At 70.3% G+C, this 14,325-nt stretch carries 15 protein-coding genes; 10 read left to right on the top strand and 5 right to left on the bottom strand.

Features of this window, described 5'->3' with window-relative positions:
• Positions 1–26: 26 nt before the first annotated feature.
• From OO67_RS13950 to OO67_RS13900, 10 genes are all read left to right on the top strand, one after another.
• Positions 27–1,724 carry a nitrite/sulfite reductase gene (locus tag OO67_RS13950; RefSeq protein ID WP_033300206.1) on the top strand — a complete coding sequence of 566 codons (1,698 nt, stop codon included), beginning with the start codon at positions 27–29 and terminating at the stop codon, positions 1,722–1,724.
• Positions 1,721–1,900, top strand: coding sequence for a hypothetical protein (locus OO67_RS13945; RefSeq protein ID WP_033300204.1), 180 nt, complete (start codon positions 1,721–1,723; stop codon positions 1,898–1,900). Before OO67_RS13950 ends, OO67_RS13945 begins: the two co-directional genes overlap by 4 nt.
• Positions 1,897–2,613 carry a phosphoadenylyl-sulfate reductase gene (locus tag OO67_RS13940; RefSeq protein WP_033300203.1) on the top strand — a complete coding sequence of 239 codons (717 nt, stop codon included), beginning with the start codon at positions 1,897–1,899 and terminating at the stop codon, positions 2,611–2,613. The genes OO67_RS13945 and OO67_RS13940 overlap by 4 nt, the downstream gene beginning before the upstream one ends.
• A complete protein-coding gene (gene cysC, locus OO67_RS13935) occupies positions 2,613–3,182 on the top strand; it encodes an adenylyl-sulfate kinase (RefSeq protein ID WP_078597893.1) in 570 nt (189 codons plus the stop codon). The genes OO67_RS13940 and cysC overlap by 1 nt, the downstream gene beginning before the upstream one ends.
• Positions 3,179–4,114, top strand: coding sequence for a sulfate adenylyltransferase subunit CysD (gene cysD, locus OO67_RS13930; RefSeq protein ID WP_033300200.1), 936 nt, complete (start codon positions 3,179–3,181; stop codon positions 4,112–4,114). The genes cysC and cysD overlap by 4 nt, the downstream gene beginning before the upstream one ends.
• Before the next feature lie 2 nt (positions 4,115–4,116).
• Complete coding sequence (locus OO67_RS13925) at positions 4,117–5,463, top strand: sulfate adenylyltransferase subunit 1 (RefSeq protein ID WP_033300199.1); 1,347 nt, start codon at positions 4,117–4,119, stop codon at positions 5,461–5,463.
• Between the two features lie 225 nt (positions 5,464–5,688).
• On the top strand, positions 5,689–6,804 hold the full coding sequence (locus OO67_RS13915; RefSeq protein ID WP_033300197.1) for an aliphatic sulfonate ABC transporter substrate-binding protein: 1,116 nt from the start codon (positions 5,689–5,691) through the stop codon (positions 6,802–6,804).
• A 46-nt stretch (positions 6,805–6,850) separates the two neighbouring features.
• Positions 6,851–7,642: an ABC transporter ATP-binding protein gene (locus tag OO67_RS13910; RefSeq protein WP_033300196.1), complete on the top strand. Its 792-nt coding sequence runs from the start codon at positions 6,851–6,853 to the stop codon at positions 7,640–7,642.
• A complete protein-coding gene (locus tag OO67_RS13905) occupies positions 7,629–8,507 on the top strand; it encodes an ABC transporter permease (protein WP_033300195.1) in 879 nt (292 codons plus the stop codon). The genes OO67_RS13910 and OO67_RS13905 overlap by 14 nt, the downstream gene beginning before the upstream one ends.
• Positions 8,508–8,513: 6 nt before the next feature.
• Positions 8,514–9,266 (top strand): sirohydrochlorin chelatase, encoded by a 753-nt coding sequence (locus OO67_RS13900; RefSeq protein ID WP_033300194.1) that lies wholly within the window; start codon positions 8,514–8,516, stop codon positions 9,264–9,266.
• A 22-nt stretch (positions 9,267–9,288) separates the two neighbouring features.
• On the opposite strand, the gene OO67_RS13895 is transcribed toward OO67_RS13900, so the two are convergent.
• From OO67_RS13895 to OO67_RS13875, 5 genes are all read right to left on the bottom strand, one after another.
• Entirely contained in the window at positions 9,289–10,290 is a 1,002-nt protein-coding gene (locus tag OO67_RS13895; RefSeq protein ID WP_033300193.1) for a ketopantoate reductase family protein, read from the bottom strand.
• 99 nt (positions 10,291–10,389) lie between these two features.
• On the bottom strand, positions 10,390–11,307 hold the full coding sequence (locus OO67_RS13890) for a S1 family peptidase (protein WP_033300191.1): 918 nt from the start codon (positions 11,305–11,307) through the stop codon (positions 10,390–10,392).
• Positions 11,308–11,846: 539 nt separating this feature from the next.
• The gene (locus tag OO67_RS13885; RefSeq protein WP_033300190.1) at positions 11,847–12,230 is read right to left on the bottom strand and encodes a nuclear transport factor 2 family protein; all 384 of its coding nucleotides are present in this window, start codon (positions 12,228–12,230) and stop codon (positions 11,847–11,849) included.
• Positions 12,223–12,771: a DUF1697 domain-containing protein gene (locus tag OO67_RS13880; protein WP_033300189.1), complete on the bottom strand. Its 549-nt coding sequence runs from the start codon at positions 12,769–12,771 to the stop codon at positions 12,223–12,225. Before OO67_RS13880 ends, OO67_RS13885 begins: the two co-directional genes overlap by 8 nt.
• Positions 12,772–12,865: 94 nt before the next feature.
• Positions 12,866–14,068 (bottom strand): S8 family peptidase, encoded by a 1,203-nt coding sequence (locus OO67_RS13875; RefSeq protein WP_033300187.1) that lies wholly within the window; start codon positions 14,066–14,068, stop codon positions 12,866–12,868.
• Positions 14,069–14,325 lie beyond the last annotated feature (257 nt).

The following is a 14,325-nucleotide window of genomic DNA, read 5'->3' as shown; positions in this document are numbered from 1 at the left end:
CCTGCAGTCCCGAAGGACGTATTGCCATGGCCGCCAGCCCCGAGAAGCCTGCTACCGCCACGCCCCGCCGCAAGGCCGGACGTCACCGTGGTGAAGGTCAGTGGGCCATGGGTCACTTCACCCCGCTGAACGGGAACGAGCAGTTCAAGAAGGACGACGACAGTCTCAACGTGCGGACACGCATTGAGACGCTCTACTCGAAGCGCGGATTCGACTCGATCGATCCCAACGACCTGCGCGGACGTATGCGCTGGTGGGGTCTGTACACCCAGCGCCGGGCAGGCATCGACGGCGGCAAGACCGCGGTGCTGGAGCCGGAGGAGCTGGACGACCGCTACTTCATGCTGCGCGTGCGCATCGACGGCGGGAGGCTGACCACCGCCCAGCTGCGCGTCATCGGCGAGATCTCGCAGGAGTACGCGCGGGGCACCGCCGACGTCACCGACCGGCAGAACGTCCAGCTGCACTGGATCCGCATCGAGGACGTCCCGGCGATCTGGGAGAAGCTCGAGGCCGTCGGGCTCTCGACCACCGAGGCCTGCGGTGACTGCCCCCGCGTGATCATCGGTTCGCCCGTGGCCGGCATCGCGGCCGACGAGATCATCGACGGCACGTCCGCGGTCGACGAGATCCACGAGCGGTACATCGGCAGCAAGGAATTCTCCAACCTGCCACGCAAGTTCAAGACCGCGATCTCCGGCTCGCCGGTCCAGGACGTGGTGCACGAGATCAACGACATCGCGTTCGTGGGCGTCGACCACCCCGAGCACGGCCCCGGCTTCGACCTGTGGGTCGGCGGCGGGCTGTCCACCAACCCGCGGTTCGCCGAGCGTCTGGGCGCCTGGGTGCCGCTGGACGAGGTCCCCGACGTCTGGGCCGGTGTCGTCGGGATCTTCCGCGACTACGGCTACCGCCGGCTGCGTACCCGTGCCCGCCTGAAGTTCCTGATGGCCGACTGGGGCCCGGAGAAGTTCCGCCAGGTGCTCGAGGACGAGTACCTCAAGCGCCCGATGCTGGACGGCCCGCCGCCCGCGCAGCCCTCCTCCCGCTGGCGCGACCACATCGGTGTGCACCCGCAGCAGGACGGCCGCTTCTACGTGGGCTTCGCCCCGCGCGTCGGCCGGGTGGACGGCTCCACCCTGGCCAAGATCGCCGATCTGGCCGAGGCACACGGCTCGGGCCGGGTGCGCACCACCGTCGAGCAGAAGATGCTCATCCTGGACGTGGAGCAGGACCAGGTCGACTCCCTGTCCGCCGGGCTGGAAGCGCTGGACCTCCAGGTCAAGGCCTCCCCCTTCCGGCGCGGCACGATGGCCTGCACCGGCATCGAGTTCTGCAAGCTGGCGATCGTCGAGACGAAGGCGCGCGGAGCCGCGCTCATCGACGAACTGGAGCGCCGCATGCCGGAGTTCGAGGAGCCGCTCTCCATCAACATCAACGGCTGCCCCAACGCCTGCGCCCGCATCCAGACGGCGGACATCGGCCTCAAGGGCCAGCTCATGCTGGACGGTGACGGCAACCAGGTCGAGGGCTACCAGGTGCACCTCGGCGGCGCACTCGGCCTGGAAGCCGGCTTCGGCCGCAAGGTCCGTGGCCTGAAGGTCACATCGGCCGAACTCCCGGACTACGTCGAGCGGGTGCTCGGCAGGTTCCAGGAGGAGCGCGAGGACGGCGAGCGCTTCGCGACCTGGGCCGCCCGGGCCAGTGCGGAGTCGCTGTCATGAGCGAGCGAGCCGCGCCGTTCTACTGCCCGTACTGCGGCGACGAGGACCTGCGCCCCCACGAGGCCGGTCACGGAGCCTGGGAATGTGCTTCCTGCAACCGCGCGTTCCAGCTGAAGTTCCTGGGCCTGCTGTCCCAGGGACTCCAGCGCGACGACGCCGAAGGGGACGGGACATGACGGACACTCTGCAAGCAGCCGAGCTCACCGACGAGGCTCTGAAGGAGCTGGCGGTGCGGGCGGGGCGCGATCTGGAGGACGCCTCCGCGAGCGACATCCTGAAGTGGGCGGCCGACACCTTCGGCAAGCGCTTCTGCGTCACCTCCTCCATGGAGGACGCGGTCGTCGCGCACCTGGCCTCCCGGGTCTTCCCCGGTGTCGACGTGGTCTTCCTGGACACCGGCTACCACTTCGAGGAGACCATCGGCACGCGGGACGCGGTGGACGCCGTGATGGACGTCAACCTCATCACGCTGACGCCGCGTCAGTCGGTGGCCGAGCAGGACGCCGAGTACGGGCCGAAGCTGCACGACCGCGACCCCGACCTGTGCTGCGCGCTGCGCAAGGTCAAGCCGCTGGAGGAGGGGCTGACGGCGTACGCGGCCTGGGCGACCGGTCTGCGCCGCGACGAGTCCCCCACCCGGGCGAACACCCCGGTCGTGGGCTGGGACGAGAAGCGCCGCAAGGTCAAGGTCTCACCGATCGCCCGCTGGACCCAGGACGACGTGGACGCGTACGTCGCCGAACACGGCGTACTGACCAACCCGCTGCTGATGGACGGTTACGCCTCCGTCGGCTGCGCGCCCTGCACCCGCCGGGTGCTGGAGGGCGAGGACGCACGGGCCGGCCGCTGGGCCGGGCGGGGCAAGACCGAATGCGGGCTGCACGGCTGATGACGACTGATCAGGAGATATCGATGAGCGTGACGGAGACGGGAGCCACCGTCTGGCTCACCGGTCTGCCGAGCGCGGGCAAGACCACCATCGCCTACGAGCTGGCCGGCCGGCTGCGTGCCGACGGACACCGGGTCGAGGTGCTCGACGGTGACGAGATCCGGGAGTTCCTCTCCGCGGGCCTCGGCTTCTCCCGCGAGGACCGGCACACCAACGTCCAGCGGATCGGCTTCGTCGCCGAGCTGCTGGCCGCCAACGGTGTGAAGGTGCTCGTCCCGGTCATCGCTCCGTATGCCGACAGCCGTGACGCGGTACGCAAGCGTCATCAGCAGGAGGGCACCGCGTATCTGGAGGTGCACGTCGCGACCCCGGTCGAGGTCTGCTCCGAGCGCGATGTGAAGGGGCTGTACGCCAAGCAGGCGGCGGGCGAGATCAGTGGTCTCACCGGGGTGGACGACCCCTACGAGGCCCCCGAGTCGCCGGATCTGCGGATCGAGTCGCACCAGCAGACCGTGCAGGAGTCCGCAGCGGCGCTTCGTGCGCTGCTCACCGAGAGGGGCCTGGCGTGAGCACTGTCGCCACCGTGCCGGAAGGCACTGTCAACCCGTACGCGCTGAGCCACCTGGACTCCCTGGAGTCGGAGGCGGTGCACATCTTCCGTGAGGTGGCGGGGGAGTTCGAGCGGCCGGTGATCCTCTTCTCCGGCGGCAAGGACTCGATCCTGATGCTGCACCTCGCGCTGAAGGCGTTCGCTCCCGCGCCGATCCCCTTCACGCTGCTGCACGTGGACACCGGACACAACTTCCCCGAGGTCCTCGAGTACCGCGACCGCACCGTCGAGAAGCACGGGCTGCGCCTGCACGTCGCCTCCGTCCAGGAGTACATCGACGCGGGCAAGCTCCGTGAGCGCCCCGACGGCACCCGCAACCCCCTGCAGACGGTCCCGCTCACCGAGGCCATCCAGCAGCACCGCTTCGACGCCGTGTTCGGCGGCGGACGGCGTGACGAGGAGAAGGCCCGGGCCAAGGAGCGGGTCTTCTCGCTGCGCGACGAGTTCTCCCAGTGGGACCCCCGCCGTCAGCGCCCCGAGCTGTGGCAGCTCTACAACGGCCGTCACGCCCCCGGCGAGCACGTCCGTGTCTTCCCCATCTCCAACTGGACCGAGCTCGACGTCTGGCAGTACATCGAGCGTGAGGGCATCGAGCTCCCGGAGATCTACTTCGCCCACGAGCGCGAGGTCTTCAGCCGTTCCGGCATGTGGCTGACCGCCGGCGACTGGGGCGGTCCCAAGGAGCACGAGAGGACCGAGATCCGCCAGGTCCGCTACCGCACCGTCGGCGACATGTCCTGCACCGGCGCCGTCGATTCCGACGCCACCACCCTGGACGCCGTGATCACCGAGATCGCCGCCTCCCGCCTCACCGAGCGGGGCGCGACCCGCGCCGACGACAAGATGTCCGAGGCCGCGATGGAAGACCGCAAGCGCGAGGGGTACTTCTAGACATGAGCATCACCACGACCGAGCAGCTCTCGGCCACCACCCTGCTGCGGTTCGCCACCGCCGGTTCCGTCGACGACGGCAAGTCCACCCTGGTCGGACGCCTGCTGCACGACTCCAAGTCGGTCCTCACCGACCAGCTGGAAGCCGTCGCGCTGGCCTCCACCAACCGCGGCCAGGAGGCGCCCGACCTGGCGCTGCTGACCGACGGGCTGCGGGCCGAACGCGAGCAGGGCATCACCATCGACGTGGCCTACCGCTACTTCGCCACCCCCCGCCGCCGGTTCATCCTCGCCGACACCCCCGGTCATGTGCAGTACACGCGCAACATGGTCACCGGTGCCTCCACCGCCGAGCTGGCCGTCGTCCTCGTCGACGCCCGCAACGGAGTGGTCGAACAGACCCGCCGCCACGCCGCCGTCGCCGCCCTCCTGCGCGTCCCCCACGTGGTCCTCGCCGTCAACAAGATGGACCTCGTGGACTACGCGGAGCCCGTCTTCGCCGCCATAGCCGAGGAGTTCACCGCGTACGCAGCCTCGCTCGGCGTCCCCGAGATCACCGCGATCCCGATCTCCGCACTGGCCGGCGACAACGTCGTGGAACCGTCCGCCCACATGGACTGGTACGGCGGACCGACGGTCCTGGAGCACCTGGAGACGGTGCCGGTCAGCCACGACCTCACCGCCTGCCACGCGCGCTTCCCGGTGCAGTACGTGATCCGTCCGCAGAGCGCCGAGCACCCGGACTACCGGGGGTACGCCGGTCAGATCGCCGCCGGGGTGTTCCGGGTCGGCGAGACCGTCTCCGTGCTGCCGTCCGGACGCACCACCACGATCGAGGGGATCGACGCGCTCGGCGAGAGCGTCGACATCGCCTGGGCCCCGCAGTCGGTGACGATCCGGCTGGCCGACGACATCGACATCTCGCGGGGCGACCTGATCGCCCCGGCGGACGACGCTCCCGCCACCACGCAGGACGTCGAGGCGACCGTCTGCCACGTGGCCGACCAGCCGCTCACGGTGGGCCAGCGGGTGCTGCTCAAGCACACCACCCGCACCGTCAAGGCGATCGTCAAGGACATCCCCTCGCGGCTCACGCTGGACGACCTCTCCCAGCACCCGGCCCCCGGGCAGCTGGTGGCCAACGACATCGGCCGGGTCGTCGTCCGCACCGCCGAGCCCCTGGCGCTCGACTCGTACGCGGCCTCGCGGCGCACCGGCTCGTTCCTGCTGATCGACCCCGCCGACGGAACGACCCTCACCGCCGGCATGGCGGGCGCCTCGTTCGCCGCCGTGGACGGCGAGGAGACGGAGGCGGACACCACCGCCGAGGACGCGGAGTGGGACTTCTGATGACCAGGGACTTCTTCTCGACCTTCGCGAAGGAGGGCGGCCGGGTCGGCAGCGGCGCCCTCGGCAGCGGCCAGGGCGGGGTCGGGCGATGTGCGTGATGACGTACGCGCACTGCCTGCGCGCCCGCTCGCACCGCCAGTTCAGACGAAGACACGCCGATCGCCCGGCCGCGCCACCCGACCCCGGGGGGACGTGAGCACCGGGCCACCGAGAGGAAAGCCTCCCGTGCCTGCCACCCGTACCACCCTCCGCCGCAGCCTCGCCGCCGCCGCCGCCCTGCCGCTGCTCGCCGTCGCACTCACCGCCTGCGGCTACGGCTCCGAGTCGAAGGACGACGACGCCGAGAAGTCGAACGTCTCCGCCGACGGGAAGAAGCTCTCGGCGGACACCGTGAAGATCGGTTACTTCCCGAACCTCACGCACGCCACCGCACTGGTCGGCATCCAGGAAGGCCTGATCGCCAAGGAGCTGGGCGGCACCACGGTGAAGCCCTCGACGTTCAACGCCGGGCCCTCCGAGATCGAGGCGCTCAACGCGGGTTCGATCGACATCGGCTTCATCGGCCCCTCCCCCTCGATCAACGGCTACAGCAAGTCCAAGGGCCAGAGCCTGCGGATCCTCGGCGGCTCGGCCTCCGGCGGAGTGAAGCTCGTCGTGAACCCGCAGAAGATCAAGACCCTGGACGACCTCAAGGGCAAGAAGATCGCCACCCCCCAGCTCGGCAACACGCAGGACGTGGCGTTCCTCAACTGGATATCCGAGAAGGGCTGGAAGGTCGACGCCCAGAGCGGCAAGGGCGACGTCTCCGTGGTCCGTTCGGACAACAAGGTGACCCCGGACGCCTTCAAGGCCGGTTCCCTGGACGGCGCCTGGGTCCCGGAGCCGACCGCGTCGAAGCTGGTCGCCGAGGGCGGCAAGGTCCTGCTCGACGAGTCGACGCTGTGGCCGGACGACAAGTTCGTCATCACCAACATCATCGTGTCGCAGAAGTTCCTCGCCGAGCACCCGGACGTCGTGGACGCCGTGCTGCGCGGCACCGTGAACACCAACAAGTGGATCAACGCCAACCCGGACAAGGCGAAGGCCTCGGCCAACGCCGCGCTCAAGGAGCTGAGCGGCAAGGCGCTGCCCGCCGAGGTCCTCGACCCGGCGTGGGAGTCCATCCAGATCACGGACGACCCGCTGGCCGCCACGCTCCAGGCGCAGGCGGACCACGCGGTCGAGGCCGGACTGCTGGAGAAGCCCGACCTCGACGGCATCTACGACCTGAAGCCGCTGAACAAGATCCTCAAGGCCGCAGGACAGCCCGAGGTCGCCGACGCCGGTCTCGGCGTCAAGTAGCCCACCCGACCGCACCAGGAACCTGAATTCCCAGGAGGTGACGACCATGGCGACCACCACCCTCACCAAGGCCGAGGACCGTGCAGCGGTCGAGCACGCCGCTCGTATCACCCGCGTCTCCAAGTCCTTCGCCGGACCCACGGGGCAGCAGCTCGTCCTGGACGACATCTCGCTCGATGTCGCTCCGGGCGAGTTCGTCACCCTCCTGGGAGCATCCGGGTGCGGCAAGTCGACGCTGCTCAACCTGGTGGCCGGACTCGACCGCCCGTCCGCGGGGTCCATCGAGACCCCCGGCGGGCGGCCGGCCCTGATGTTCCAGGAGCACGCCCTCTTCCCGTGGCTGACCGCGGGCAAGAACATCGAACTGGCCCTGCGGATGCGCGGGGTACCGAAGTCGGACCGCCGCCCGGAGGCGGAGCGGCTGCTCGAACTCGTACGCCTCGGCGGGGCGTACGGCAAGCGGGTGCACGAGCTCTCCGGCGGGATGCGCCAGCGCGTGGCGATGGCCCGCGCGCTCGCACAGGACAGTCAACTGCTGCTGATGGACGAGCCGTTCGCCGCACTCGACGCCATCACGCGCGATGTCCTGCACGATGAACTGACCCGGATCTGGCGCGAGACGAACGCCTCCGTCCTCTTCGTCACCCACAACGTGCGCGAGGCGGTGCGGCTCGCCCAGCGCGTCATCCTCCTCTCGTCGCGTCCGGGCCGGATCGCCCGGGAGTGGAAGGTCGACATCGAGCAGCCCCGCCGCATCGAGGACACCGCCGTGGCGGAGCTGTCCGTCGAGATCACCGAACAACTGCGTGGGGAGATCCGCCGACATGGCCAGCACTGATACGAAGGCCGACGACCTGGCGGGACTCGAAGCGGGTCTGGACGCGCTCGACGCCGTACAGGTGCGCCGGACACCGACACGCGAGATCCTGCTCAACAAGGTCCTGCCGCCCGTCGTCGCGGTCGTCCTGGTCATCCTGGTCTGGCAGTTGCTGGTCTGGGCGAAGGTCACCGACGACTACAAGCTGCCGCCGCCGCTGGCCGTCCGGGACAGCCTGACCGACATGTGGCTGCAGGGCACACTTCTGGAGGTCATCTGGACCAGTGTGTCGCGCGGTCTCCTCGGCTTCGTGATGGCCGTGGCGATCGGCACCCCGCTGGGGCTGCTGGTGGCACGGGTGAAGGTGGTCCGGGCGGCGATCGGCCCGATCCTGTCCGGACTGCAGTCCCTGCCGTCCGTGGCGTGGGTGGCGCCGGCCATCATCTGGCTCGGTCTCGACGACAAGACGATGTACGCGGTGATCCTGCTGGGCGCGGTCCCGTCCGTGGCGAACGGTCTGGTCTCCGGTGTCGACCAGGTTCCGCCGTTGTTCCTGCGCGCGGGCCGCACGATCGGTGCCACCGGCCTGCGCGGGACGATCCACATCGTCCTGCCGGCGGCGCTGCCCGGCTACCTGGCGGGCCTCAAGCAGGGCTGGGCGTTCTCCTGGCGTTCGCTCATGGCCGCCGAGATCATCGCTTCCTCCCCCGATCTCGGCCTGGGGCTCGGCCAGTTGCTGGAGAACGGCCGGAACAACTTCGACATGCCGGGGATCTTCCTGGCGATCCTCCTCATCCTGTTCGTCGGCATCGCGATCGACCTGCTGATCTTCAGCCCGCTGGAGCGGCGGGTGCTGCGCAGCCGCGGTCTCCTCGTCAAGAGCTGAGTCTCCATGGCCGCCCCGGTACTCCTCGTCATCGCGCACGGCAGCCGTGACCCCCGGCACGCGGCGACCGTGCACGCGCTCACGGCGCGTGTCCGGTCGCTGCGGCCGGGGCTGCGCGTGGAGACGGGCTTCCTGGAGTTCAACGCCCCTTCCGTGCCCCGGGTGCTGGAGCGCCTGGCCGCGGAGGGGACGGACGAGGTCGTCGCGCTCCCCCTGCTGCTGACCCGGGCCTTCCACGCCAAGTCGGACATCCCCTCGGTGCTGCGCGAGGCCCGCGCGCGGCTCCCGCGGCTGCGGATCACCCAGGCGGACGTCCTGGGTCCGTCCCCGCTGCTGAACACGGCGGTGGAACAGCGGCTGTACGAGGCCGGGGTGTCCCCCGGCGACAAGGGCTCGACCGGGCTGGTCCTGGCCTCGGCGGGCTCCACAGACCCGGAGGCGATCGCAGTGATCGCTGAAATCGCGCGGGAGCTGCGGCACACCGGTTGGTGCGCCGTGCGGCCTGCGTTCGCCTCCGCATCCCTCCCCCGCACCGCGGACGTGGTGCGCGCCCTGCGGGCCGACGGCGTAGGACGGGTCGCGGTGGCCCCTTACGTCATCGCCCCCGGGCGGCTCCCCGACCGTATCGCCGCGGGCGCCGGGGAGGCCCGTGCCGATGTACTGGCCGGGGTCCTCGGCCCCTCCTCCGCACTCGCCCGGCTGCTGCTGACCCGTTACGACGAAGCACGCGTCCCGGTGGACGGGGCGATGAGCGCCTAGCGTCGGCCGGGGCCGGGGGTGTTCACGAAGCAGCGTCGGCCAGCTCCGTGAGTTCGGCCACCGTCATCGACCCGGCGGCGCGCCGCTCCCTGGCGAATGCGTTCGCGGTTCGACGGAGTACGTCGTTGACGGGTGTCGGGACTCCGTGCAGCCGGCCGAGGAGGACGATCTCACCGTTGAGGTAGTCGGCCTCGATGGTGCCCGTGCCACGGCTGAGACTCTGCCAGGACGAACCCCCGGCGCGCTCGGACCCGTCGAGCGGGTCGAAGTGGATCCTGCCGTTGCGGGCGGCCTCCTGCTCCGCGCCGCCGGCCACCTCGATGCCGGCAGCGGCGAGCACCGCCCGCCCTTCCGCCCGTGCCCTGTCGAGGAGGGCGAAGGCGTCGGGGCCGCTCAGCACACCGGTGACCGCCTCGATCGCGTTGGCGAGGTTGGAGAGCAGTTTGGCGTACTTCCAGCGCATCACGTCGGGGGAGACGGGGACCGCCAGCTTGGCCTTCTCCCAGTCGGCGGCGACGGCGCGCACGGTGTCGTCGGTCCCGGACGGGTAGCGGCCGAGGTGCAGGACGCCCGTGAGCGGGGCTCCGGCGGCGACGACTCGGCCCGGCTCGACGAAGCTGGCGGGGAGGTAGACGCAGCAGCCGTAGACGCGGCGGAAGCGGCGCAGGGCCAGGCGTTCGCTCTCGACGCCGTTCTGCGCGCAGATCAGGGGCAGCCGCTCCCCCGCCGTGCCGCCGCCCGCGACGGGCCTGGAGCTCCAGTCGTCGAGCGCCGCGGTGGCGTCCTGCGTCTTGACGGCGAGGACGAGGACGTCGTCCGGACCGAGGTCCGTAGCCGCCGGGCCGTCGACGACGGGGAGGTGGTGGGTGCGTGTGCCCTCGGGGGTGGTGAGACGCAGCCCGTCCTCGCGCAGGGCGGCGTACTGCGCTCCTCTCGCGACGAGTACCACGTCGTGGCCCGCCTCCGCGAGCCGTCCGCCTATGGCGCCGCCGACGGCGCCCGTTCCCACGATGATGTAGCGCATGGCCGCGAGCCTGGCACAGTGCCCGTACCCGCGGGAAGCGGACACGGCAACGGGCCGCGCTCGGGGAGCGCGGCCCGTCGGCGATTGGGACGTGAGGCCCTAGAAGACGCTGACGCCGTAGGCGCTCAGCGCCTCGGTGACGGGCTGGAAGAAGGTGGTGCCGCCCGAGCTGCAGTTACCGCTGCCGCCCGAGGTGAGGCCGAGAGCGGTGGTGCCCGCGAAGAGCGAGCCGCCGCTGTCGCCGGGCTCGGCGCAGACGTTGGTCTGGATCATGCCGTAGACGACGTCGCCGCCTCCGTAGTTCACCGTCGCGTTGAGACCGGTGACGGTGCCGCTGTGGACGCCGGTGGTGGAGCCGCTGCGCTTGACGGCCTGGCCGACGCGGGCGTTGGCCGCGGAGGTGATCTCCTGGTAGCTGCCGTTGTAGAGGTAGACCCGGCCGTCCGCGGCGGACGCGTTGGCGTGCCGGATGATCCCGTAGTCGTTGACCGGGAAGCTGGAGCCGGTCCTGGTGCCGAGGGTGGCGCTCTGGCTGGAGTTGGTGTACCAGGTGCTGCCGATCGCGGTGCAGTGCCCGGCGGTCAGCGCGTAGTAGGTGCTGCCGCTGCGGACGTTGAAGCCGAGCGAACAGCGTCCGCCGCCGGCGTAGATGGCCTGCCCGCCGGCGATGAGCTTGTTGAACGTGCCCGGCGTGCGGTTGATGTCGGCCTTGGCGCCCGAGTCGGTGACCGACTTCTTGATCTTGGCTATCTCCGCGGCGGAGACCGTGCTGTCGACGGTCACGACGACCTTGCCGGTGCTCGCTTCGGTGTACCAGGCGGTGCCGGCGATGTCGGCACCGTGTACGGCTGAACTCGCCGAGGCGAGTTCGGCCTTCGTCACGGTGGTGTCCGGGGCCGCCTGAGCGACCGCGGTGGGTGCCGCAAGCGCCACGGCGGTGACCAGACCTGAGGTCGCGGCGATGAGGCGAGCACGTCTGGAGAGCGAGCCGAGAGGGGCGAAGCGCTTGAAGGTCACAGGATCCTCCGTCGTTGGGGGGTGTCCGGTCCGCTGGGTGGGCGGGCCGAGGGTGTGCGGCTGTCCGCGACCACTGGGTACTGGTCGTGGACCTGCCAACCGCACGCCTCGAATCCTTGACTCCGCCGGAACGGGTGACAAGGTCGTCTTCCGGACCACGGCGGACAACGGACCGTGAACTCCGGTATGCGTGCGGATGGCCTCCGAACAACGGCATCCGTCCACCGAACGGAACAGGACAGCGAATTGCAGCAAAGCCGGGAACGGCGAGCGGACGTCGGCTGCTCCGCGACCGCGTCGCGTTCACACACGCTGCCGCCGCCCGGGAGGGACAGACGCGCGGGAGTCCACAGTCCGGACCGGACCCGTCGGCACACCGACCGTTCGGGCGGCTTACCGGCGTTTTGCCCCTGTGCTCACAGTGGCCGGAATCAGCCCCTCCGGCGAGAACCGGCCGGACTCCGGGCACGGATCAGACCGGCGCGGCACTCTTGCGGCGCCGATCCGGGATGTGCTGCGGGGCGGGGGAGCCCGTCGGCTCAGACCTCGGCGAACGGATCGTCGATGAAGGGCGTGGCCTGGTGGAAGTAGAGCAGCCAGCCGCTCCCGGTCAGCCGCCACAGTGAACTGCGGTGCGAGCGGAGGCCCTTGGACTCGGTGTCGAAGGTGAGGTGCACCAGGTCCGCCGCGAGCTGGTCGCCCCGCATCCGGGACGCGGTGAGCGGGTCGGGGCGGGGGGCGTCCGGATCGGTGAGCATCGCGATGATCGTGTCCCGCTCCCAGAGCCGGCCGCTGGTGCCGATCTCCCGGAAGTCGGGGTGCAGCAGAGTGGTCAGCACATCCGCCGAGGCCCGCACCACGGGATCGAGGAGGCGGAGCTCCCCTTCGATGGCCGCGGCCACGGCGGGCGAGGGCTCAGTCACGCGTCATCTCCACAAGCTTGACCACGGTGTTCCAGTTACGGCTGGTGGCGACGAGGCCACGGTTGAGGGCGGGCCGGCCGAGCGCCACCGCGAGCTTGGAACGCCCGAGCCCGTCGGGCGCGTACAGATAGAGGGCGCGGTCCCCGAGCCGGAACTCCTCGGGACGGTAGGCGTCGGCGTCGAGCGAGGCGAACCTGGCGGCGTCGACGGCCTTGTCGAAGTACGTGACGTGCACCTGCTTGCCTTCGAGCTCGGCGGCCGGGAACGGGCAGGCTTCGGCCACACCCGCGAGGTAGGCGCCCGAGCGTACGAGACAGTCGACCGGGAAGCCGAACCGCTTCTCGATCGCCCGCTCCAGCCCGGCGGCCAGGGCGCCCTCGTCGCCCGAGGCACTGCGGAAGACGGCGTTACCGCTCTGGAGATAGGTGGCGACGGCCTCGTGCCCCAGCTCTCCGAGCAGCGTCCGGAGTTCTGCCATCGGGACCCGCCGGTGCCCGCTGACGTTGATCCCTCGCAGCAGCGCCGCGTACATCGTGCTCATGGCCCCCACTTTAGAGCTTCGACCAGCGGTGGCCGCCGCGCCCCGTGGGGGAGGGCGCGGCGGCCACCTGTCTTTTCTGCCCGGCCCGGCCGGCCTACTCGACGATCTTCAGGAGCTTGTTCGCCGTGCCCTCGGTGGCGTTGGAGATGGCGTCCGGGGTGGCTCCACCGGTGAGCGCCGTGGCGACCTCCTCGGGGGTGGCGTCCGGGTGCCCGCCGAGGTAGACGGCGGCGGCACCCACGACGTGCGGGGTCGCCATGGACGTGCCGGAGATGGTGCTCGTGGCGTCGTCGCCGTCGTTCCAGGCCGACGTGATGTCCGAGCCGGGAGCGTAGATGTCCACGACGGAGCCGAAGTTGGAGAACGACGACTGCTCGTCGTCCACCGTCGACGAGGCGACGGTGATGGCCTCGGGTACACGGGAGGGGGATCCCTCGCCCGCGTCGCTCGCCTCGTTGCCCGCGGCGACCGCGAAGGTGACACCGGAGGCGATGGCCTTCTGCACCGCGGCGTCGAGGGCGGGGTCGGCGGACCCGCCGAGGCTCATGTTGGCGACGGACGGGCCCTCGTGGTTGGCGGTGACCCAGTCGATGCCCGCGACGACCTGCTCGGTGGTGCCGGAGCCCGCGTCGTCCAGCACACGGACCGCTACGATCTTCGCCTTCTTGGCCACCCCGTGGGACGCACCCGCGATGGTCCCGGCCACATGGGTGCCGTGTCCGTTGCCGTCGTCGGCGTCGTCGTCGTTGTCCACGGCGTCGAAGCCCGAAGTGGCCCGGCCCTCGAAGTCGTTGTGGGTGACGCGGACACCGGTGTCGATGACGTACGCCGTCACGTCCCCGCCCGCGGCGTCCGGGTAGGTGTACGCGCCGTCTCCGGCGGTCCCGGCCTGGTCGACCCGGTCCAGACCCCAGGACGGCGGGTCGTCCTGAGTGGCGTCGATGTGGAACTTCTTGTTCTGCACGACCTTGGAGACAGCCGGGTCGGCGGCGAGCCGCTTGGCCTCGGTCTCCGAAAGCCCGCTGGCGGAGAAGCCGTTGATGGCCGACTTGTAGTTCCGCCGGAGCGTGCCGCCGTACTCCTCGGCCAGGTCGGCCTTGTCCGCCTTCTGGTCCAGCATCACGATGTAGCTGCCGGAGACGGCTGTCGCCGCGTCCGCGCCGTAGACGGTACCCGTCGCGGGTGCCGGGGCGGCTCCGGCGAACGGGGTGGCGAGCAGGGTGACACCGGCGGCCGCTGCCACCGCGGTTATCGCGGCGGTGAGCCTGACCGAGCGTGCGCGCTTGTGAATTGCCATGAAGAGGGGTCTCCTCGTCATTCTTTGTGGGGGGATTGGCCCTCGGCCGGAAGATCTCCGGGGGCTGCCTCGAAACACTGCTCGATTGACGCGCCCAGATCAAGACCTTCATGCAGCCGTCACGCAGTCGGCAAAGATCCGTCACAGAAAACCCGTGCACTCCCCTGCAAGTCGGGCAGTCCCTGAACTCCGCCCGAACGTAGGGGCGTACATGAGTTCCGGAGGGGTGAACCTGACTCGACCGGCACACCACCTGT

This window comes from Streptomyces atroolivaceus (assembly GCF_000717025.1).
Classification (GTDB): Bacteria; Actinomycetota; Actinomycetes; order Streptomycetales; family Streptomycetaceae; genus Streptomyces; species Streptomyces atroolivaceus.
This window is presented reverse-complemented; position numbering and strand designations above follow the sequence as displayed.

Excerpts from the sequence above, each read along its gene's own strand:
- OO67_RS13895 (WP_033300193.1), bottom strand. The coding sequence starts at position 10,290 with ATGCGCTACATCATCGTGGGAACGGGCGCCGTCGGCGGCGCCATAGGC.
- OO67_RS13905 (WP_033300195.1), top strand. The coding sequence starts at position 7,629 with ATGGCCAGCACTGATACGAAGGCCGACGACCTGGCGGGACTCGAAGCG.
- cysC (WP_078597893.1), top strand. The coding sequence starts at position 2,613 with ATGACGACTGATCAGGAGATATCGATGAGCGTGACGGAGACGGGAGCC.
- OO67_RS13945 (WP_033300204.1), top strand. The coding sequence starts at position 1,721 with ATGAGCGAGCGAGCCGCGCCGTTCTACTGCCCGTACTGCGGCGACGAG.
- OO67_RS13925 (WP_033300199.1), top strand. The coding sequence starts at position 4,117 with ATGAGCATCACCACGACCGAGCAGCTCTCGGCCACCACCCTGCTGCGG.
- OO67_RS13875 (WP_033300187.1), bottom strand. The coding sequence starts at position 14,068 with ATGGCAATTCACAAGCGCGCACGCTCGGTCAGGCTCACCGCCGCGATA.
- OO67_RS13940 (WP_033300203.1), top strand. The coding sequence starts at position 1,897 with ATGACGGACACTCTGCAAGCAGCCGAGCTCACCGACGAGGCTCTGAAG.
- OO67_RS13950 (WP_033300206.1), top strand. The coding sequence starts at position 27 with ATGGCCGCCAGCCCCGAGAAGCCTGCTACCGCCACGCCCCGCCGCAAG.
- OO67_RS13880 (WP_033300189.1), bottom strand. The coding sequence starts at position 12,771 with ATGAGCACGATGTACGCGGCGCTGCTGCGAGGGATCAACGTCAGCGGG.
- OO67_RS13900 (WP_033300194.1), top strand. The coding sequence starts at position 8,514 with ATGGCCGCCCCGGTACTCCTCGTCATCGCGCACGGCAGCCGTGACCCC.
- OO67_RS13910 (WP_033300196.1), top strand. The coding sequence starts at position 6,851 with ATGGCGACCACCACCCTCACCAAGGCCGAGGACCGTGCAGCGGTCGAG.